The following is a 20,358-nucleotide window of genomic DNA, read 5'->3' on the forward strand; positions in this document are numbered from 1 at the left end:
AAATCACTCATCCTGCGGAACCATTTCTTTCTAATTGCCACGCAGTCATCGTAGTTGTCTAACGCTAAGGATGATTTTCGATGAACATGCAAGTGAGTACTAACCCTCCCGCTTTACAACCGCCTTTACATACTCTTTCTACAGCACCCTCCGATAAGTTACAGGATAAACAGGGCGAGCCTTCTGCGCCGATAAAAATCATCCCGAATATGCCATTCAATGAAGGTGGGGTCCAGATAGATTTAAGTGTTAGGGGCGGCGGGCGTGGTTTTTTCTCCCCGCCAAAAGACCAGGCGTTAACGATTAAGACGGGTGACAGCGCGGACAAAATTCATATTAAAAATTCGGCTGATGGAGGATTGACCGCCGAGATTAATGGCAAGACCTACGACATTCCTTTCGATACCAAGAGTAATGGTCAGCAGCATCTTGAGATCCAAAGCAACGGCGGAGACGACAATGTCACTATTGACGACGACGTAAAAGTGCCCGTCAGCGTCAAGCTGGGAGCCGGCAACGATCGATTCAACGCTGGAGGCGGCAGGACCAATGTCTACGGCGGTGTTGGTAATGACACCATTCAATTGGGCAGCGGTGTCGGGTATGCCGAGGGCAACGATGGGGATGACACGATCACCGGAGGCTCGGCATATAGCGTCATGTATGGGGGTAACGGCAACGACAAGTTGCGGGGAGCAGGTGGTGGCACTTACATGGACGGTGGCAGCGGCAATGATTCGCTGCGTGGAGGCGGTGGGAAGAACGTCATGAATGGCGGAAAGGGAAATGATGTTGTAGATGGTGGTGCTGGTCAGAATACAATTTATACCGGCAAGGGGCAGGATACGGTTAATTCAGTATCTGATAAGGATATTGTTTACGGCAAGAAAGACGACACTATAAAACGCACGGGGAACTCTAAGTTCGTTGAGGTGACGCCGTCTGACGTTGGTAAAAAAGCGTTTGAGGTTAAAGGGGATGGTGAGTTCAAGCAGCGCGTTGAAGATGATTTAGAGTTTTTTCGGGGTTCTCCAGTAGGGCAAAAAATGCTTGGGGCGTTAGACAAGACTCCCGCGCCGATAAAAATAGAGAAGGTGCCAGAGTCGGAGGGTATCTTTTATAAGTACGGACGTAAGGACTTACAACCACTCAATGAGCACCCACCTCAAGATTCGCAACACGGATTCATCACTAATAACACGCCAGGTATGCCGGCTGATGATGCAACAGTCTCCTACAACCCTTCGTTCATTATGGACAAGTACGAGCGTCCAGGCGTCTCAACCCTGTTCCATGAGTTCGCCCATGCGTACGACGGTGTCGACGGTAAGTTCTTGCCCGGAGAAACTGAAGTACCGCCAGAAACTAGCGATCCCCGCAGGCCAACTCGTGAGCCAAATTTGGAGCGGCAAGCCGTTGGGTTACCAACGGACGGTGAACCTTATGATTTTGATAATGACCCCTCAACGCCCCCTACCAGTACAAACCCGGAGCCGTATAACGAAAATGCACTTTACAAGGAATGGGGGAAAGAACCGCGTGAACGCTACTATGACGTCTGATGCATCACAGAGTAGTAAATAGCGTGCCGTACTCGGTGGACTATTAAGTCCACCTTGTTTTTATTGCCGGTGAGTGGCTCAGGCGCTGATCTTGAGCCCGATCAGCCCGCAGATAATCAACGCCACACTGGCCAGTCGAAACAGCGCCATGGACTCCCCGAACAGGATAATCCCGGCAATCACCGTGCCCACCGCACCGACTCCGGTCCAGATGGCATAGGCGGTACCCAGCGGCAGTTCCTTCATGGCCAGCCCCAACAGTCCGAGGCTGACGGCCATGGCGGCAATCGTCAGGGCCGTGGGCAGTGGCTTGCTGAAACCGTCGGTGTACTTCAGTCCGACGGCCCAGCCGACTTCAAACAGTCCGGCAAAAAACAGAATGATCCAGGACATGATGATCTCGCTTCTATAAGGCGGGGTCGTCCCCTGAATTAATCGCGCGATAGCGTCGCGAGGTCGTCCACGCGAAGCCCGTTAGAGTGCCGAATATTGATCAGGTGATCAAGTTTCTGACTTGCTTGCCAGCAGCTCTCGGTCTTCCTTTTCGCTCATCCGCCGGAAGTACGTAGCCAGCAACGCCCCGGAAATATTGTGCCAGACGCTGAACAGCGCACTCGGCACTGCGGCTAGCGGTGAGAAGTGTGCACTTGCCAGTGCGGCGCCCAAGCCGGAGTTCTGCATGCCCACTTCCAGCGACAGGGATTTGCGTTGTGCCAGCGGCAGCCCGAACACACGGCCGGTGAAATAGCCCAGCAGGAAGCCAAAGGTGTTATGCAGGATCACCACCGCCATGATCAGCAGGCCCGACTCGGCAATCTTCGCCTGGCTGGCCGCCACCACGGCGGCGACAATCGCCACGATGCTGACCACCGACACCAGCGGCAACACCTCGACCGCATGCCGTACCCGGGCGCCCAGCAAGCGCTGCGCCACCACGCCCAACACGATCGGCAGCAGTACCACTTGCAGGATCGACCAGAACAACTCCATGAACGACACCGGCAACCAGGCCGAGGCCAGCAGCCAGATCAGCGCGGGCGTCAGCAGCGGAGCGAGGAGGGTGGTGACGGCTGCAATGGCCACCGACAGGGCCAGGTCGCCTCGGGCCAGCCAGGTCATGACGTTGGACGACGTGCCGCTCGGGCAGCAGCCGACGAGGATCACACCGACGGCAATTTCCGGTGGCAGGTGAAAGACCTGGCACAACAGCCAGGCCACGCCGGGCATGATCACGAAATGCGCGACCACACCCAATGCCACGCGCCACGGATGGCGCGCGACTTCAGCGAAATCTTCAAGTTTGAGGGTCAGCCCCATGCCGAACATCACCAGGCCCAACAGCGGCACGATGGCGCCTTTGAGGCCGAGAAACCAGGCGGGTTGCAGGAACGCAGCCACGGCAAAAATCAGCACCCAGTAGGCGAAGGTATTGCCGACGAAACGGCTCAAGGCGGCGAGTGCACGCATGGGGTTGGTCCTTGTTATTCGATTTTGGAAGTGCGCATGCGATCAAATGTGGGAGCGGGCTTGCTCGCGAATGCGGTGTGTCAGCCAGGAAGATATCAACTGAAAGGACGCATTCGCGAGCAAGCCCGCTCCCACATTTTGATCTTCACAAGGCTTTAGATACCTTGTGGGGTTTCTTCGCCACCCAGTGCCTCAACCAACGCCGGCAGGAAGTCGCCAAACGTCAGCATCATCAGGGTAAAGCTGGCGTCCTGCTGGCCCAGTGCTTCGTCGCCGCCGTCCTGTTCAGCCTGATCCTGCAGCAGGTCTTCGAACTTCAGGCGCTTGACGGTCATTTTGTCGTCCAGCATGAAGGACAGCTTGTCCTGCCAGGCCAGGGACAATTGGGTCACGACTTTGCCGGTGGTCAGGTGCAGCTGGATCTCTTCGCCGGTCAGGTCCTGGCGTTTGCAGCGCACGATGCCGCCGTCTTCGTGGGTGTCGCGCAGTTCGCATTCGTCGAGGACGAAGAAGTCATCGGCCGGTTTCTGGGTGGTGACCCAGTCGGTCATGATGGCGGTTGGCGCGGTTTTCACGGTCAGCGGACGTACCGGCAGGGTGCCGATCACTTCACGCAGGGTGGACAGCAGGTCTTCGGCACGTTTCGGGCTGGCGGAGTTCACCAGGATCAGGCCTTGTTTCGGCGCGATGGCGGCGAAGGTCGACGAGCGACGGATGAACGCGCGCGGCAGGAAGGCCTGGATGATTTCATCCTTGATCTGGTCGCGTTCCTTTTTGTAGACCTTGCGCATTTGCTCGGCTTCGATCTCTTCGACCTTTTCCTTCACCGCATCACGCACCACGCTACCCGGCAGGATACGTTCTTCCTTGCGCGCAGCGATCAGCAGGAAATCACCGCTGACGTGCACCAGTGGCGCGTCTTCGCCTTTACCGAAAGGGGCGACGAAACCGTAAGTGGTCAATTCCTGGCTTGCACAAGGGCGCGCCAGTTTGGTGGCCAGTGCAGTTTCCAACGCCTCGGCATCAACAGGCAGATCTTGGGTCAGGCGATAGATAAGCAGGTTTTTGAACCACATGGGGTGAGTCTCTCCTTATATACAAAGGGGGGCATTATTCTCCTCATGGCGTCATAGGCCAACCCTCGCTAAGCCATTGGAAGGCCTGAAAAAAATTATTTAAGAAAGTGCTTGCCAGACCATGGGTCGCTCCGTAGAATGCGCGCCACACCGAAAGTGAAGGGTGATTAGCTCAGCTGGGAGAGCGTCTGCCTTACAAGCAGAATGTCGGCGGTTCGATCCCGTCATCACCCACCATTCGCTTTATGTGTTACGCGCAGCGGTAGTTCAGTCGGTTAGAATACCGGCCTGTCACGCCGGGGGTCGCGGGTTCGAGTCCCGTCCGCTGCGCCATATTCGGTCACCTGGAACGCTGAACGCCAGGTACCACAGGAAGCCCGCTCATTGAGCGGGCTTTTTGCTGTCTGGGGTTTGCTAAAACCATCAGTCAGAAAAACGCCCCCGATCATGTACCGTGATCGGGGGCGTTTTTGATTGGGTTCAGAAATCCCAGCGGGTGGTGACCATAAAGTTGCGCGGCTCACCATAAGCGGCGGAGTTATAGAAGCCGATGTTGGTGTAGTAGGACTTGTCGAAGATGTTGTTGACGTTCAGCGTCGCCGACACGTTCTTGGTGATCTGGTAACGGGTCATCAAGTCCACCAGCCAGTACGCCTCCTGGGAGAACTCTTCATAACCGCCATGGGGGGTGTTGTAGATGTCCTGCCAGCCCACGCTTTGCCAGCGCACGCCACCGCCGACGGTCAGCTTGTCCAGGTCGCCTTTGAGCTTATAAGTGGTGTACAGCTTGACCTGGTCTTCGGGCTCGAACGTGGAAATCTTCTGGTCCTGGTCGTCACGCACCACCTTGTGGGTGTAGCCGGCCTGAATCTGCCAGCCTGGGCTCAACTCGCCGGACACTTCAAGCTCGTAGCCCTTGGTGACGGCCTTGGTGCCTTTGTAGGCATAGTTCTGCGGTGTAGGTTTCAGGTTGTTGTAGTCGTCGTCGGAAACGGCGCGGTTGTTTTCATGGACCTCGAAGTACGCTGCGCTGGCGTTCAGGCGTCCGTCGAAGAAATCAGCCTTCATGCCCAGCTCGTAGTTTTGGCCTTCGTCCGGCTCAAGCAACTGGTTTTGCCGGTCGCGGTTGTAGTTCTCCTGGGGCATGAAGATATCGGTGTAGCTGGCGTAGACCGAGTAGGTTTCATCCAGGTCATACACCACGCCGACATACGGTACGAAGCGTCCGGTCTCGCGGTAGGACGGGTTATTGCCGGTCAGGTGGTAATTGACCACGCGGCCACCGAGCAGCAGCTTCAGGTCATCGGCCAGGTTCAGGCGTGTGGTCATGTAGGCGCCGGTCTGGCGAATGGTGTCGTCGATGTATTGCTGCGGCGCGCCCCAGTAAGGTTGGGGGGCGTGGCCGTGCCAGTTATTGAAGTCGACGAGGTTGGGGGCGAGGTTCCAGTAGCCCTTGCCGTTCCAGTCCGAAATGCCGATGGAGCCGCCCACCACCAGTTCATGCTCACGGCCGCCCAGGCTGAAGGGGCCGCTTGCGTACAGGTCGGCGGAGTCGCTGACGGTTTCCCCGGTGTATTTTTGCGAAGTGACATGTGCGGTGCCGTCTGCACGGGGCTCGTCACCCTGAATCGAAGCCATCAGTGCATGGTAGCCGTTGATCTTGTGGTCCAGTTGCAGTTTGGTCACCCAGCCGTTGCCGAGGTCATGTTCAAGCATGGCGAAGGCGGTACGGGTGTATTGCTCCCAACTGCTCCAGTTGGCCGCGTTGTTGAACGAGCGCTTTACGCTATTGCGATCGCCATTGGCGTTGATCAGCGGAAAACTGCCGGACCAGCTCGAGGCGGTGGGCAGGCTGTCCTGATAGTCGCCGCCCACGGTCAGCATCGTGTCGGGGGACAGGTCGAATTCCATGATGCCGTAGTACACCGGGCTTTTGCGCGAGTAACGGTCCATGAACGAGCGCTTGTCCTGATACGCCGCGACGGCCCGGCCACGGACGTTGCCGCTTTCGGTCATCGGGCCGCTGACGTCCAGTTCGCTGCGGTAGTTGTCCCAAGAGCCCGCGCCGAGGCTGGCATGGCCCTGGAAGTCAGCCGTGGGTTTCTTGCGCACCAGGTTGATCGTGGCACCCAATGAGCCGGCACCCGTGAGCAGGCCGGTGGCGCCTTTAAGCACTTCGACCCGATCATAGATCGCCATGTCGCTCAGGGTATTGCCCGCCGAATAGGCGACGTTGCGCGCGGTGGAAGGAATGCCGTCGTACTGGAAGTTATTGATGGAGAAACCGCGGGCGTAGTAGTTGGTGCGGTCGGTGTCGAAGGCCGACACGGTGATGCCCGGGGTGTGGCGCATCACGTCGTCGACGTTGTTCAGGCCGAAGTCATCCATGTGTTTGCGGGTGACGACGGTCACCGATTGCGGGGTTTCCTTGGGGGTCAGCACCAGCCGCGTCGCAGTCGCGATGCTGCCTGGAGTGTAGGAATCAGTCCCTTCAGTAACGTTGCCCAACTGGTTGGAGCTGACCTGGGTCGGGCCTAGTTCCATGGCGTCGGTGGCGGCAGGGTCAGCTTCGAGCGCGTACACCTGATCACCTTTGATCACGCGGTAGCCGCTGCCCTGTAACAGCCTGTCGAACCCTGCGTCCACGCTATAAGTGCCTTTCAGCCCCGGCCCATTCAGCCCCTGCAGGTTCTGGGACTGGAACACGATAGCCACGCCCGCTTGCTGGGCGAACTGGTTAAGTGTGGCGCCCAGCGGCCCTGCAGGTATGTCGTAGGCTTGGGCCGCGACGTTTACCGTATCGGCCTGGGCCAGATGGGTATTGAGCAGCGTCGTCGCGAGCAGTGTGAGGGTCAGCGGCGCGCTGCTCAGCAGGCGTCTGCGGGGTTTGGAAGGGAGCGGCATGACGATGGCAGTCCTTTAGTTATCGATATACCTTCCTTGACGGGTAGCTTTAAACAAAGCGGAAACAATTTGGATAATTATTTTTTGCTCTCGGTATCCGGGCTGACGATCATCAGCCACGGCGTAAAGGTTTTCAGCGTGATCGGCAGGGTTTGAGCCAGCATCTGCAAGGTGCGGTCGGTGTCATCCAGGGGAAGTACGGCCGAGACCTTGAGACTGGCCAGTGCGGCGCGATCAAACTGCAAGCGGCCCGAACGGTGACGGGCGATCTCATCCAGCACTTCCGGCAACGGTCGGTTATCCACCACCAGTTGATGGCGGCGCCAGGCCCCATTGATGCTCGCCGTATCGATGCTGCCCGAGAGCCGCACGGCATCTTTGCTGAGTCGCGCCTGCGAGCCCGCATCAACTTCCAGTGTCTGCTGCCCGTTCGCGCTTTTTGCCGCCACGCGGGATTCGAGCATGCTCAGCACCGTAACGTCATCCTCGCGCCTGACCACAAATCGCGTACCCAGGGCGCGCAGGGTGCCTTGGGCGGTCTGCACCACAAATGGCCGTTCGCCATCGTGGGCCACTTCCACCAGGATCTCACCTTGCAGCAATTCGATGCGGCGCTGCCGGCTGTCGAAATGCAGATTCGCCGCACTGATGCCGTTCAGGGTCAGCGTCGAGCCGTCCGCCAGCCGCAGGGTTTTCCATTCGCCGGGGCCGTTGTGCACATCGGCCATCCATTGTTGTGGATAAGGACTGTAGAGCAGCGCCATGGCGGGAAGGCCCAGGCTGCAGGCCAGTACCAACGCGCGGACGTAGTTTTTGCGCGCCTTCCCATGCCGGGGAAAGGCCGCACTCAAGGCCGCCCGGGCCGGCGCCTTTTGCCCGCGCAGCGCCTGCATGCGCGCAATCACATCTTCCATGCGCGCTGCTGATGCGGCGTGTTGCGGGCCTTGCTGCTTCCAGCGCTCGAACGCCTGGCGCTGGGCCTCGGTCAATTCACCTTCGTGCAGGCGAATCATCCATTCGGCGGCTTGTTCATCGATCTGTTGGCGGGAGGCGGGCATGTGCGGTTCAGATATCCACGCTGTGGCTGCAATGCAGCAGGGCCTGGATCAGGTATTTGCGTACCGTACGTTCCGACAGCTTCAGTTGTCGGGCGATTTGCTGCTGGGTCAGGTCTTCGAGGTAATACAGCACAAACGCCTGACGCACATTGTCGTGCATGCCTTCCAGCAGGAAGGCAATGTGCTCGAGGGCTTCCAGGGTGGTGTGGATCTGTTCGGGCGACTGGAAACCTTCCAGGGTTTCCACCGTCAGCATCAATTCCTGAAGGTAGGCGTGCTCAATCTGCTTGCGCCGTGCCTGGTCGATGATCAGCCGCCTGGCGGTGGTACTTAAATAGGCGCGGGGTTCGCGGATGGCGGTCACCGACTCGCGGGCGTGCAGAATCCGCGCGAAGGTGTCCTGCGCCACGTCGGCGGCGTTATGGGTACAGCCCAGTTTTCGGCGCAACCAAGTGAACAGCCAGCCGTGATGCTCGCTGTACAGCTCGGTAATCTCCCGTTGGAACGGCGGTTCACCCACAGACATAAGGCCCGGTCCAGGTGTTATTGAGAATAATTGTTAATTGTGGGGCCAAGGCTTGGGTAAACGCAATAGACTCGCGTTTGCACCCAAAGCGCCGGTTTTGCGGGGTGCGCGGGGTCGAAGACAAAATATTTTAAATAAATTGCATTTAAATCATGACATTACGGAAAAATGCTATAGAATGCGCCCCACACCGAAAGTGAAGGGTGATTAGCTCAGCTGGGAGAGCGTCTGCCTTACAAGCAGAATGTCGGCGGTTCGATCCCGTCATCACCCACCATTCGCTTTATGTGTTACGCGCAGCGGTAGTTCAGTCGGTTAGAATACCGGCCTGTCACGCCGGGGGTCGCGGGTTCGAGTCCCGTCCGCTGCGCCATATTCAGGTCACCTGGAACGCTGAACGCCAGGTACCACAGGAAGCCCGCTCATTGAGCGGGCTTTTTTGTGCCTGGGATTCAGCTCAACGATTGAATGCCCGGTTCGGTTTGCACGGGTGCGATGCTGTTTCGCCCCATGAAGGCCAGGACCACCAACGCCGTCAGCACGGTGAATCCCGCGAGCAGTTGCAGCAAGGTGTTGAACCCCGCGATGTAGGCGCTGCGCAGTGCTTCCAGCGGAAGGGCGGCCGAGGCCAGTTGCACGTTGCCCATGACCAGGCCTTGGGCAATCACTGACACGTCGGCCCCTGCGAGACCCTTCAGGTGATGTGCCACCAATGCGCCCAATACCGCCATCGTGATCGCCAGCGCCACGCCTTCACTGGCCACGCGGGTGGTGTTGAAAATCCCCGCCGCCATTCCCGCACGCTCCTTGGGCACCACGCTGATCGCCAAACCATCCATCAAACCCCACGGCAGCCCGGTGCCGATCCCGATGACCAGCATCGCGGCGATGGTCTGCGCAGGCTGTTCGGCCAGGCTTAATCCCCACAGGCCCACCGCCGCGATCAGCAAGCCAATGGCGCACAACACACCTGCCGACAGCCAGCGCGTGAGCGATGCGGCGATCATCGGCACCACCAGCATCGGTGCCGATAACGCGAGCATCATCAAACCCGCGTCCAGCGCGCTGGCGCCTTCCACACCGATAAACCGCAGGGGCAGCAACACGATCAGCACGATGTAGCAGTAACAGGTACCGATCGGCAGGAGCTGCACGCCAATAAAACGCGGGAAGCGAAACAGCCGCAGCTCCAGCATTGGTTGGCTGGAGCGGTTTTCGACGAGGACAAACACCAGCAAAAACACCGCCGCCGCGATCAGCAGGGCATCAACCAGCGGCGACGTCCAGCCGTGCTCCGGCGCGAGGATCACCGCCGTGGTCAGGGCCACCAGCATCGCGGAAAACGTCAGTACACCAGCGGTGTCCAGCCGCAGCGCTTGCGGGTCGCGGCTTTCACGCATTTTGGGCGCGGCAAACAGCAGCGAAATACCGGCCAATAATGCAGTGCCGAGAAAAATCGAGCGCCAGCCCCAGTGTTCGATCAGCACCCCCGACAGCAATGGCCCAAACGCCAGGCCTGCACCAAACGTTGTGCCTAGCAAGCTGAAGGCGCGAGTACGGGCATGGCCGTCAAACTCCTGGGCCAGCGCCGCACAGCCACTGGCCAGTGCCGTAGCTGCCGCGACGCCCTGCACACCACGCAACACATCCAGCCAGAAAATCCCCGGTGCCACTGCCAGCAGCAAGGAGACCAGGGTAAACAGCGCCATGCCCCACAAGAACAGACGCTTTCTCCCATACAGGTCGGCGAGGGTGCCGGCGGCCATCAACAGGCTGCCGAAGCTCAGCATGAACGCATTGGTGATCCACGCCAGCTGGCTGGGCTGGGCGGCAAATGCCTGGCCGATAAAGGGCGTGGCGACGGCGCCGCCGGTAAAGCTCATGGGCAATACCAGGGCGGCCAGGCAAATGGCCGCCAGGATGGAATATCGGCCATGGGCGGGCGCAGATTCGGTTGTAGTGGTCATAGGGGCATTCCCGTGAGTCAGAAGATTAAAAGACTCTAATCAGGATGCAATCATGGATAAACGGGCTTACATTCCTTTCATAACGGACTTGATGGATGCAATGACGTGACCGATAACCTGAGCGGCGTGATCGCCTTCGTGAAAACCGCGGAAGCCCTGAGCTTCACCGGCGCGGCCCGGGCGATGGGGATTTCCGCTTCGGCGGTGGGCAAGAATGTCGCCAAGCTTGAGGCGTCACTGAATGTGCGGCTGTTGCACCGCAGTACGCGCAAGGTCAGCCTCACCGCCGAAGGCCAATTGTTCTACGAGCGCAGTCGGAAAATTCTCGACGACCTGCAAGACGCCCGCGCCATGCTTTCCCATGCGATGCAGGCACCCCGGGGCAAACTGCGGGTCAGCCTGCCCACCATCGGTTATCGCTTTCTCTTTCCGCACATGAGGGCGTTCCGCAAAGCCTACCCCGAGATCGAACTGGAGCTGGATTTCAACGACCATCTGGTGGACGTGATCGAGGAGGGCTTCGACGTGGTCATCCGCAGCGGTGGCCTGGCGGATTCGACCCTGATGGCCCGCAAGCTGGGGCCGTTCAGGTTTGTGCTGTGTGCATCGCCCGAGTACCTGCGGGCCAACGGTCGGCCAGAGTCCCTGAGCGATTTGGAGCATCACCCGTGCTTGCGTTACCGCTTCGCCACCACCGGCAAAATCATGGACTGGACCTTGTCCGCCAACCCGGCCATCACCCAATTGCGCCTGCCCACCGCGCTGACCCTGAACAACATGGAGGCCATGCTCCGGGCCGCGATGGACGGCCATGGGATTGCCTACGTGCCAGACTTCCTGGCCCGCGAAGCACTCGCCCAAGGCCAGCTGGAAACCGTGCTCGACGGCCATTCCGATGACCAGGGCCAGTTCTGGGCCCTGTGGCCGTCCAGCCGGCATCTCTCGCCGAAGATCCGCGTGTTTGTCGACTTCGCCGCCGCACACTTGTTCACAAGCCTACCAACCGGTAGCCCACCTGCAACTCGGTGATGAAGTACTGCGGCTGGGCCGGGTCCGCCTCCAGCTTCTGCCGCAGGTGCGCCATGTGCACCCGCAGGTAGTGGGCGCGGTCCACGTAATCCAGGCCCCACACCTCGAGCAATAATTGCCGGTGGGTGAGCACCCGGCTCTGCCCGCGAATCATCGCGCACAGCAGGCGGTATTCGATGGGCGTCAGGTGCACCGGAAGGCCTTGGCGCCACACTTCATGGGTCGCCAGGTCCACCTCGATATCGCCAAACGCCACCTTGCTGGTGGCCGCCACGGTGCCGGTCTGCCCATGACGGCGCAGTTGCGCACGGATGCGCGCGAGCAACTCGGGTACGCCGAAGGGTTTGGTCAGGTAGTCATCGGCGCCGGCGTCCAGGGCGGCGACTTTTTCCTCTTCGCGATCCCGTGCCGACAACACCAGGATCGGCACCGCCAGCCATCCCCGCAGCTCGCTGATCAGCTGTTTGCCGTCGCCGTCCGGCAGGCCCAGGTCGACGATCACCAGGTCCGGCTGACGGCTGGAAGCGTGGATCAACGCGCGTTTGACGCTGTCGGCCTCGAACACCTGGAAGCCCTCATCCTGCAGGGCGATGCCGACAAAACGGCGGATGTTGGCCTCGTCTTCAACAATCAGAATGCGTGCAGTGCTCATAGGGCGTCCATTGGGGGCGGAGTACCCGCCGGTAAAGTGATGACGAAATGCATGCCGCGCTCGCTGCCGGGTCTGGCTTCGATGCGCCCGCCGTGGGCTTCGACGATGCGCTTGGCCAGGGCCAGGCCCAGGCCGATTCCGGCGACCGAGGATTCCTGCTGGCCACGGGCAAACGGTTCGAACAGATTGGCCGGCGCGCTGCCCGGGCCGGTGTCGCTGACTTCCAGCAGGATGCTGTCGGAAACGGAACGGGCGGTAACGGTGATGACCGTGCCAGGCGGGGTGTATTTGGCGGCGTTGTCCAGCAGGTTGACCAGCACCCGTTCGATCAGCAGCGCGTCGACTTCCACCAGCGGTAATTGCGGGTCCAGCGTCGTGTTCACCACATGCCGGGCCAGTGGTTCACGCAACTGGCGCAGGGCGCTGCCGACGATCTCTTCCAGCAAATGCCATTGCCGGTTGAGTCGCACACCGCGCTCCTGCATGCGGGCCATGTCCAGCAAGTTTTCGATCAAGCGTTGCATCGAAGTCGCCTGCTCATGAATACCGTGCAGCAACGCGGTCAGCGGCCCCGGCGGCGCATGGGGCAGGGCGGTGTCGGCGGCGCCGATCAATGTGGTCAGGGGAGTGCGCAGGTCGTGGGAAATCGCCGCGAGCAAGGTGTTGCGCATTTTCTCGCCTTCCATCTGCACCATCGTGCTTTGCGCCACTTCGACGAAGTGCACGCGCTCCAGGGCAATCGCCAATTGGCTCATGCAGGCTTCCAGCAGGCGGCGCTCTTCGGGCTCGTTGAGGCGTTCGCTTTGCGCCGGTTCCAGCACCAGTACACCGCGCACGCGCATCGGCGCCTTGAGCGGCAGGTAGCAGCCCTTGGCGGCGGACAAGGTGTCGGTGCCCTGGCCGGCGGACTGGCCGTGGTCGTAGGTCCATTGGGCGATGCTGTCGTCGATCGGCAGCCCGCCCGCGCCCACGCTGTGCACGCCGTCGGCGGCGTCCGGCAAGGCCAGGCCGACCCGCGCCTCGAACACGCCGCTGAAGGTGCGCAGCGCCACTTCGCTGATCTGCTCCACGGTCAACGCGGCCGACAGGTCCCGGGCCAGGCGCGCCAGTGAGGTTGCGCGACGTTCTCGAGCGGCGGCGGTGCGCGCTTCGTGGCGCAGGCGTGCGGTGAGCTGCCCGGTGATCAGGGCGATGCCGAGCATCAACGCGAAGGTGAAGAAATACTGGGTGTCGTTGACGGTAAACGAGTAGCGCGGCTGGACGAAAAAGAAGTCGAAACACAGCACCGCGAGCATCGCTGCCCACACGCCGGGGCCGCGTCCAAACCGCAGGGCCACCAGCACCACCGTGAGCAGGAACAGCATCACCACGTTGGCCAGGTCGAACACCTGCAGCAGCAGCGCGGCGATGGCGCTGGCGGTGAAACAGGCGAGTGTGGACCAGAGGTAGGCCAGGGTTCTGCCGGGCGCTGGTGTAGGTTTTTCAATGGCAGGAACAGTGCCTGGCAACATGCCATGGGCGATCACGATCTGGTCGATCTGCGGATGGTGCCGGCTGATCCGGTCGCCCACCGACTGGTGCCAGAACCGCCATGCCCGGCGCGGGTGATGGCCGAGCACCAGGCGATTGGCGTTGTGTTCCCGGGCACAGGCGGCCAGTGCTTCGGCGACGTCCATGCCCGGTAGCGTAGCGGTGTCGGCGCCGAATTCGCTGGCCAGGGCCAGGGTTTTCATTGCTGTGAGATAACGCTTGGCGCCGCGGCCCTGGGCTGCCGTGACGTGCACCACGATCCAGTCCGCCTCGAGCTTTTGCGCCAGGCGCGCGGCTTCTCGCACCAGGCGTTCATCAGCGGCGTCACCGGCCACGCCTACCAGCAATCGCTCGCGGGCGGGCCACAGGGTCTTGATCGACTGTTCGCGACGGTACACGCGCATCTGCGTGTCGACTCGGTCGGCCGTGCGGCGCAGGGCCAGTTCCCGCAGGGCGAGCAGGTTGCCCTTGCGGAAAAAGTGCCGCGACGCACGTTCGGCCTGAGGGCCCAGGTACACCTTGCCGTCCTTCAAGCGTTGCAGCAGATCATCCGGCGGCAGGTCCACGACGACCACTTCGTGGGCATTGTCGAACACGTGGTCCGGTACGGTTTCCCGCACGCGAATACCGATGATCCCGCTCACCAGATCGTTAAGGCTTTCCAGGTGCTGGACGTTGAGGGTGGTCCACACATCGATGCCGGCGCTGAGCAGTTCTTCCACGTCTTGCCAGCGTTTCGGGTGGCGCGAGCCGGGCACGTTGCTGTGGGCCAGTTCATCCACCAGCAGCACGGCGGGATTGCGTTGCAGGGCGGCGTCGAGGTCGAATTCGGTGAGGGTGAAATCGTGATGCAGGCGTTGGGCGCGGGGCAGTTGTTCGAGGCCGTTGAGCAGGTTGGCGGTTTCCTGGCGGCCGTGGGTTTCCACCACACCGGCGAGTACGTCGCGGCCCAGGCTGACTTCCCGTTGCGCCGCGTCAAGCATGGCGCAGGTCTTGCCCACCCCGGCGTTGGAGCCGAAGTAGATACGCAGTTTGCCGCGCAAGGCGGCCTGTTCTTCCTGCTGGACCCGGGCGAGAAGGGCGTCGGGGTCGGGGCGTTCTTCGTTTAATGCGGGCATGTCATTCCTGGTCAATGCGGTTCAATTGTGGGAGCGGGCTTGCTCGCGAAAGCGGTGTGTCAGTGACAGTCGAGTTGGCTGACACTCCGTATTCGCGAGCAAGCCCGCTCCCACATTGGGTTTGCGGTGCTACACGAGACCTAGCCCGGTCAGCACCAGGTCAATCAGCTTGATCCCGGCAAACGGCACCAGCACCCCGCCCAGGCCATAGATCAGCAGGTTGCGATTGAGCAACGCTGCCGCGCCAATCGCCCGGTACGTCACGCCGCGCAGTGCCAAGGGAATCAGCGCCACGATGATCAACGCGTTGAAAATCACCGCACTGAGGATCGCCGAGTTGGGGCTGCTCAGGTGCATCACGTTCAACGCACCGAGTTGCGGATAGGTCGCGACAAACGCCGCCGGGATGATCGCGAAATATTTCGCCACGTCATTCGCCACGCTGAAGGTGGTGAGCGCACCACGGGTCATCAGCATCTGCTTGCCCACCTCGACCACTTCGATCAGCTTGGTCGGGTTGCTGTCGAGGTCGACCATGTTGCCGGCCTCTTTCGCTGCCTGGGTGCCGCTGTTCATCGCCACCGCCACGTCGGCCTGGGCCAGCGCCGGCGCGTCGTTGGTGCCGTCGCCGGTCATGGCCACAAGCTTGCCCTGGGCCTGGTAGTCGCGGATCAGTTGCAGTTTGTCTTCCGGGCGCGCCTCGGCGAGGAAGTCATCCACGCCGGCTTCCACCGCAATCGCGGCGGCGGTCAGGCGGTTGTCGCCGGTGATCATCACGGTCTTGATGCCCATGCGCCGCAGTTCGGCGAAGCGCTCCTTGATGCCGCCCTTGACCACGTCCTTGAGCTCCACCACGCCGAGTGCTTTTGCCCCGTCCGAGACCACCAGCGGAGTGCTGCCGCGTCGCGATACTTCGTCGACCTTGGCCTGCAATGCAGCCGGAAAGCTCCCACCGAGCGCTTCGATATGACTGCGGATCGCATCCGCTGCACCCTTGCGAATACCGCGGCCTTCGGGCAGGTCGACGCCGCTCATGCGGGTCTGTGCAGTGAAGTGCACAAAGCTTGCGCCGAGGGCGTTGATGTCCCGCGCGCGGATGTCGAACTTCTGCTTGGCCAGCACCACGATGCTGCGGCCTTCCGGGGTTTCGTCGGCCAGGGACGCCAGTTGCGCCGCGTCGGCCAGTTCAGCTTCCTTGACCCCCGGTGCCGGCAGGAAACTGCTGGCCTGGCGATTGCCCAACGTGATGGTGCCGGTCTTGTCCAACAGCAACACGTCGATGTCACCCGCCGCCTCAACGGCGCGGCCGGAGGTGGCGATCACATTAGCCGACATCATGCGGCTCATGCCCGCCACGCCGATGGCCGAGAGCAGGCCGCCGATGGTGGTGGGAATCAGGCACACCAGCAACGCCACCAGCACCGTGGCGCTGATCACGTTGCCACTGCCACTCATGGCCACGGCGAAGATCGAGTACGGGCTCAGCGTGGCGATCACCAGCAGGAACAACAGGGTCAGGCCCACCAGCAAAATCGTCAGGGCGACTTCGTTGGGGGTCTTCTGGCGCTTGGCGGATTCGACCATCGAGATCATGCGGTCGAGGAACGACTCGCCCGGGTTGACGCTGATGCGCACCACCAGCCAGTCCGACAGCACCCGCGTGCCGCCGGTGACCGAGGAAAAGTCGCCGCCGGCCTCGCGAATCACCGGTGCCGATTCGCCGGTGATTGCGCTTTCGTCCACCGAGGCCACGCCTTCGATCACTACGCCATCGAGCGGCACCAGGTCGCCGGCTTCGATCAGCACCACCTGGTCCTTGCGCAACAGCGTCGCTTCGGTCGGCAGCCACGCGGCGCCGTGTTTGGGTTGTTGCAGCAACTTGGCCAGGGTCTGGCGCTTCATCCCGCGCAGGCTGGCGGCCTGGGCACGGCTGCGGCCTTCGGCCAGGGCCTCGGCAAAGTTGGCGAACAGCACGGTAAACCACAGCCACAAACAGATGCTGAGGATAAAGCCGCTGGGCGCTTCACCCTGGCCACCCAAGGACTGGAACCACAGCAGCGTGGTGAGGAGGCTGCCCAGGTACACGACGAACATCACCGGGTTTTTCCACTGCGCCTGGGGCAGCAGTTTCTTGAACGCATTCCCGCAGGCGGTGAGCACGATGGCGCGATCAAACAGAGGTAAACGAGCATTCTTGATCATGGGGGAATCTCTTACTCACTGGCCGCAATGGGGGGCTGGCGCAGAGGCAGACGGGCGTCCAGCGCGAGGTTGAGTTGCAGCACATTGACTCGTGGTTCGCCGAGCAAACCGAGGGTGCGGGCAGCGGTGTTTTCGTTCACCAGTTGCAGCAGTTCGGCTTCGGGGATCTGTCGCAGGCGGGCGACCCGGGCCAGCTGGATGCGTGCGTTGGCCACGGAGATATGCGGGTCCAGGCCGGAGGCGGAAGCGGTGACCGCATCCACCGGCACCTGGGCGTCGGCGGCGAGGCCGTTGTCCTGGCGGTAGGCTTTAACCCGGGCCGCGACCTGGTCCACCAGTTTCTGGCTGGTAGGGCCCAGGTTGCTGGCGCCGCTGGAACCGGCGTTGTACGGCTGGGAGACACTTTTGCTCGGGTCTTGCGGGTCGGTACCGAGGGTCATGCTCGGGCGGCCGTGGAAGTAGCCGGGCCTGGTAAAGTCCTGGCCGATCAACGCCGAGCCGATCACCAATCCGTCGCGTTCAATCAGCGAGCCCTGGGCCTGGAACGGGAACAGCAACTGCGCGGCAAAGGTGGTGAAGACCGGGTAGGCGAGGCCGGTCAGCGCCATGAAAAACACTGCCGAAACCAGCACCGGGCGCAACAGCCCTTTGAATATCGATTGAGTCGTCATCAACGTGTCCTTAGTTGTACGTCTGGCCGGACAGCAACTGCAGTTGCTCCACCAGCGGGCCGAGCGCGAGCGCCGGCAGGAAAGTCAGGCCGCCCACCACCAGCACCACAAACACCACCAGCACCATGAACAGCGGGGTTGCGGTGGGGATGGTGCCGGCGCCGGCAGGCACGGTCTTTTTCATCGCCAGGGAACCGGCCACGGCGAGCATCGGCAGCATGGTGAAGAAGCGCCCGGCCAGCATCGCCAGGCCAATGGTGGTGTTGAAGAAAGGCGTGTTGGCGTTCAGCCCGGCGAACGCCGAACCGTTGTTGGCGGTGCCCGAGGTGTAGGCGTAGAGCACCTCGCTGAAACCGTGGGGGCCGAGGTTATTCAGGCTGGCCATGGTGTCGGGCCACAGGGCGGCGAGGGCGGTGAAACCGAGGATGCTGATGGGGTGCGCGAGCACCGAGAGCATCACCAGTTTTATCTCCCGAGCCTCGATCTTCTTGCCGAGGAATTCCGGGCTGCGGCCGATCATCATGCCCACCAGGAACACCGTCAGCAGCGCGTACTGGATCAGGTTGATAAAGCCCACGCCGTCGCCGCCGAACACGCAGTTGAGCATCATCTGCGCCAGGGGCACGAAGCCGCCCATGGGGGTCAATGAGTCATGCATCGCGTTGACCGAGCCGGTGGTGGCCGCGGTGGTGGTGGCGATAAACAGGCTGCTGTCGGCAATGCCGAAGCGCAGTTCCTTGCCTTCCATATTGCCGCCGCTTTGTTCGATGGACAGCGTCTGGTTGGCACCGGCCTGGGTCAGCAGCGGGTTGCCGTTTTGCTCGGCGCCGTACACCAGCGCGAGAAAGCCTAAGAACATCACCAGGAAGGTGCCGAAAAACACCCAGCCCTGACGGCGTTGGAGCAGCATGCTGCCGAAGGTGTAGGTCAGCGCCGACGGGATCAGCAACATGCTGAGGATGTGCAGGGCGTTGGTCAGCGGGGTCGGGTTTTCGAACGGGGGCGCGGCGTTCATGCTGAAGAAGCCGCCGCCGTTGGTGCCGATATGCTTGATCGATTCAAAGCTCGCCACGGCGCCGACAATCAGTTGTTGCTGCGCGCCTTCCAGGGTGGTGGCCAGGGCTTGGGAGGAAAAGGTCTGCGGCATGCCTTGCCACACATACACCAGGGCCATGCCCACGCACAGCGGCAGCATCACGCGGTACAGGGTGCGGGTGAAGTCGACCCAGAAGTTGCCGATATCCGCCGAGCTTGAGCGACTCAGGCCACGGATAAAACCGGCTGCGGCGACCACGCCCGAGGTGGCGCCGACGAACATCAGGAAGGTGATTACTGCCATCTGGCTGAAGTTCGACAGGCTGGTTTCGCCCGAGTACGCCTGCCAGTTGGTGTTGGTGATAAAGGAAGCGGCGGTATTGAACGCCAGGTCCGGGGTTTGCGCGGCCAGCCCGAGTGGGTTGATCGGCATGACGGCCTGTAACCGCAGGATGAGATAGCCGAGCAGCATCATCGCGGCGTTCGACAGCAACAGGGCCGAACCGTAGCGGGCCCAGCTCATGGTTTCCAGCGGGTCGATGCCCAGCAGGCGATAGGTATAACGTTCCGGCAGGGCGTGGCGGGTTCCGGTAAACACCCGGGTCAGCCACTTGCCCATCAGCACGGCGAGCCCGGTCATCAACACCAGGACCAGCGCAAATTCCAGCAAAGTGCTTAGCATGTCGAGGCTCCGTTCAAATCTTGCCCATGGCGACAATGGCCATGGTTGTCGCGGCGAAAAACACCAGGGAGAGGCCTACAAAAATCATGTCGTACATGGTGGGGCTCCCTAGAACTTTTCGGCGCGAATGAGGGCGTAGCCCAGATAAGCGAACAGCCCGACGGCGCATAGGCCGCTGGCGATATAGATGAACTTGAGTGTGAGCACGGTGGAACTCCCCTGATTAATAAGCCGCGATTGCGGACGCGGGGAGGTTAAGAGGTTGGGTATCAAGTTCGGGCACTGATTGCGGGTTTGGGTATTAAGACGGTGTATAGAGGACGGTGGGGTGGGCGAACGGAAAAAAGGGATAACCCGGGGGCGGGGTATCCCTTGAAGCACTGGGGTTTTGCTGCTTTTGATGATCAGCTTATTTGGCTTTCTTTTTCTTTGATTCGCGGGTGGCGAGTTGTTCGAAGCAAAACGCGGCGGCGCCGAACAGGGCGATCATTGAGAGGACGATCATGCCTAACGTTGAACTTTCCACGATGACTTCCTGCGGGGGTTATTGGGGTGGAGGTCACAGTAGTGGAGGGGGGATTAGTTGCTCAATAGAGACGACTTAAACGTTACGGCTGGGGTTGAATCTATACGGAATCTTTACGTGGCTGTTGTGTGTATATCCGTTTTTTAGGTAACGGCTACTTATGGTTTCGCTCTTACAGCGACTCACTTTGGAAAAGCCCCAAAGTAAGCAAAGGGCTCTGCCCCGCCTGTCGGCACCTCGCTAGTGCTCGGTGTTCCCTCACTCCGGCATTACTCCGCGGGCCGCCGCGACGGGCCATCCATGGCCCGGCGCGGCTAAACCGGCGTCCTGCCGGTTTACCCGCTGCGCAATAC

Annotated in this window: 15 protein-coding genes and 4 tRNA genes; 6 read left to right on the top strand and 13 right to left on the bottom strand. The window is 61.0% G+C overall.

Going from position 1 to position 20,358, the window contains the following annotated elements:
- The first annotated feature begins 80 nt into the window (after positions 1 to 80).
- The gene (locus tag ACIOMR_RS14500) at positions 81 to 1,562 is read left to right on the top strand and encodes a M91 family zinc metallopeptidase (RefSeq protein ID WP_177023019.1); all 1,482 of its coding nucleotides are present in this window, start codon (positions 81 to 83) and stop codon (positions 1,560 to 1,562) included.
- Between the two features lie 78 nt (positions 1,563 to 1,640).
- Here ACIOMR_RS14500 and sugE read toward each other — a convergent pair whose 3' ends face one another.
- The 3 genes from sugE to rdgC all read right to left on the bottom strand — a co-directional run bounded on the left by sugE (position 1,641) and on the right by rdgC (position 4,105).
- Entirely contained in the window at positions 1,641 to 1,955 is a 315-nt protein-coding gene (sugE, locus tag ACIOMR_RS14505; protein ID WP_003190128.1) for a quaternary ammonium compound efflux SMR transporter SugE, read from the bottom strand.
- 108 nt (positions 1,956 to 2,063) lie between these two features.
- The gene (locus ACIOMR_RS14510) at positions 2,064 to 3,029 is read right to left on the bottom strand and encodes a bile acid:sodium symporter family protein (protein WP_401194827.1); all 966 of its coding nucleotides are present in this window, start codon (positions 3,027 to 3,029) and stop codon (positions 2,064 to 2,066) included.
- A 155-nt stretch (positions 3,030 to 3,184) separates the two neighbouring features.
- The gene (gene rdgC / locus ACIOMR_RS14515) at positions 3,185 to 4,105 is read right to left on the bottom strand and encodes a recombination-associated protein RdgC (protein ID WP_008430455.1); all 921 of its coding nucleotides are present in this window, start codon (positions 4,103 to 4,105) and stop codon (positions 3,185 to 3,187) included.
- A 161-nt stretch (positions 4,106 to 4,266) separates the two neighbouring features.
- On the opposite strand from rdgC, the gene ACIOMR_RS14520 reads away from it, so the two are divergent.
- Positions 4,267 to 4,342 (top strand) — tRNA-Val (locus ACIOMR_RS14520).
- Positions 4,343 to 4,361: 19 nt separating this feature from the next.
- A tRNA-Asp gene (locus ACIOMR_RS14525) sits at positions 4,362 to 4,438 on the top strand.
- Positions 4,439 to 4,585: 147 nt separating this feature from the next.
- On the opposite strand, the gene ACIOMR_RS14530 is transcribed toward ACIOMR_RS14525, so the two are convergent.
- The 3 genes from ACIOMR_RS14530 to ACIOMR_RS14540 form a co-directional block, all read right to left on the bottom strand.
- Positions 4,586 to 7,009: a TonB-dependent siderophore receptor gene (locus tag ACIOMR_RS14530; RefSeq protein ID WP_087695264.1), complete on the bottom strand. Its 2,424-nt coding sequence runs from the start codon at positions 7,007 to 7,009 to the stop codon at positions 4,586 to 4,588.
- 77 nt (positions 7,010 to 7,086) lie between these two features.
- Positions 7,087 to 8,067 carry a FecR family protein gene (locus ACIOMR_RS14535; RefSeq protein WP_102606157.1) on the bottom strand — a complete coding sequence of 327 codons (981 nt, stop codon included), beginning with the start codon at positions 8,065 to 8,067 and terminating at the stop codon, positions 7,087 to 7,089.
- A 7-nt stretch (positions 8,068 to 8,074) separates the two neighbouring features.
- Positions 8,075 to 8,593 carry a sigma-70 family RNA polymerase sigma factor gene (locus ACIOMR_RS14540; RefSeq protein ID WP_401194832.1) on the bottom strand — a complete coding sequence of 173 codons (519 nt, stop codon included), beginning with the start codon at positions 8,591 to 8,593 and terminating at the stop codon, positions 8,075 to 8,077.
- Positions 8,594 to 8,794: 201 nt separating this feature from the next.
- Between ACIOMR_RS14540 and ACIOMR_RS14545 the strand changes: the two genes are divergently transcribed.
- A tRNA-Val gene (locus ACIOMR_RS14545) sits at positions 8,795 to 8,870 on the top strand.
- A 19-nt stretch (positions 8,871 to 8,889) separates the two neighbouring features.
- Positions 8,890 to 8,966, top strand: a tRNA-Asp gene (locus ACIOMR_RS14550).
- Between the two features lie 79 nt (positions 8,967 to 9,045).
- Here ACIOMR_RS14550 and ACIOMR_RS14555 read toward each other — a convergent pair.
- Positions 9,046 to 10,560, bottom strand: a complete 1,515-nt coding sequence (locus ACIOMR_RS14555; protein ID WP_401194834.1) for an MFS transporter — start codon at positions 10,558 to 10,560, stop codon at positions 9,046 to 9,048.
- A 105-nt stretch (positions 10,561 to 10,665) separates the two neighbouring features.
- Here ACIOMR_RS14555 and ACIOMR_RS14560 point away from each other — a divergent pair, with 105 nt between their 5' ends.
- The gene (locus ACIOMR_RS14560; protein WP_177021162.1) at positions 10,666 to 11,589 is read left to right on the top strand and encodes a LysR family transcriptional regulator; all 924 of its coding nucleotides are present in this window, start codon (positions 10,666 to 10,668) and stop codon (positions 11,587 to 11,589) included.
- Here ACIOMR_RS14560 and ACIOMR_RS14565 read toward each other — a convergent pair.
- The 6 genes from ACIOMR_RS14565 to kdpF form a co-directional block, all read right to left on the bottom strand.
- Complete coding sequence (locus ACIOMR_RS14565) at positions 11,549 to 12,241, bottom strand: response regulator (RefSeq protein WP_003219430.1); 693 nt, start codon at positions 12,239 to 12,241, stop codon at positions 11,549 to 11,551. The two genes, ACIOMR_RS14560 and ACIOMR_RS14565, sit on opposite strands and share 41 nt — an antisense overlap.
- Positions 12,238 to 14,889 carry a DUF4118 domain-containing protein gene (locus ACIOMR_RS14570; protein ID WP_401194838.1) on the bottom strand — a complete coding sequence of 884 codons (2,652 nt, stop codon included), beginning with the start codon at positions 14,887 to 14,889 and terminating at the stop codon, positions 12,238 to 12,240. Before ACIOMR_RS14570 ends, ACIOMR_RS14565 begins: the two co-directional genes overlap by 4 nt.
- 129 nt (positions 14,890 to 15,018) lie before the next feature.
- Positions 15,019 to 17,091 carry a potassium-transporting ATPase subunit KdpB gene (gene kdpB, locus ACIOMR_RS14575; protein ID WP_401194841.1) on the bottom strand — a complete coding sequence of 691 codons (2,073 nt, stop codon included), beginning with the start codon at positions 17,089 to 17,091 and terminating at the stop codon, positions 15,019 to 15,021.
- 11 nt (positions 17,092 to 17,102) lie between these two features.
- Complete coding sequence (gene kdpC / locus ACIOMR_RS14580; protein ID WP_177069393.1) at positions 17,103 to 17,762, bottom strand: K(+)-transporting ATPase subunit C; 660 nt, start codon at positions 17,760 to 17,762, stop codon at positions 17,103 to 17,105.
- A gap of 10 nt (positions 17,763 to 17,772) precedes the next feature.
- On the bottom strand, positions 17,773 to 19,479 hold the full coding sequence (gene kdpA, locus ACIOMR_RS14585) for a potassium-transporting ATPase subunit KdpA (RefSeq protein ID WP_401194845.1): 1,707 nt from the start codon (positions 19,477 to 19,479) through the stop codon (positions 17,773 to 17,775).
- A 108-nt stretch (positions 19,480 to 19,587) separates the two neighbouring features.
- Positions 19,588 to 19,686: a K(+)-transporting ATPase subunit F gene (gene kdpF, locus ACIOMR_RS14590; RefSeq protein ID WP_003219423.1), complete on the bottom strand. Its 99-nt coding sequence runs from the start codon at positions 19,684 to 19,686 to the stop codon at positions 19,588 to 19,590.
- Between the last annotated feature and the right edge of the window lie 672 nt (positions 19,687 to 20,358).

Origin of the sequence: Pseudomonas sp. NPDC087814 (assembly GCF_044742865.1) — a bacterium.
In the GTDB taxonomy this organism is placed as follows: Bacteria; Pseudomonadota; Gammaproteobacteria; order Pseudomonadales; family Pseudomonadaceae; genus Aquipseudomonas.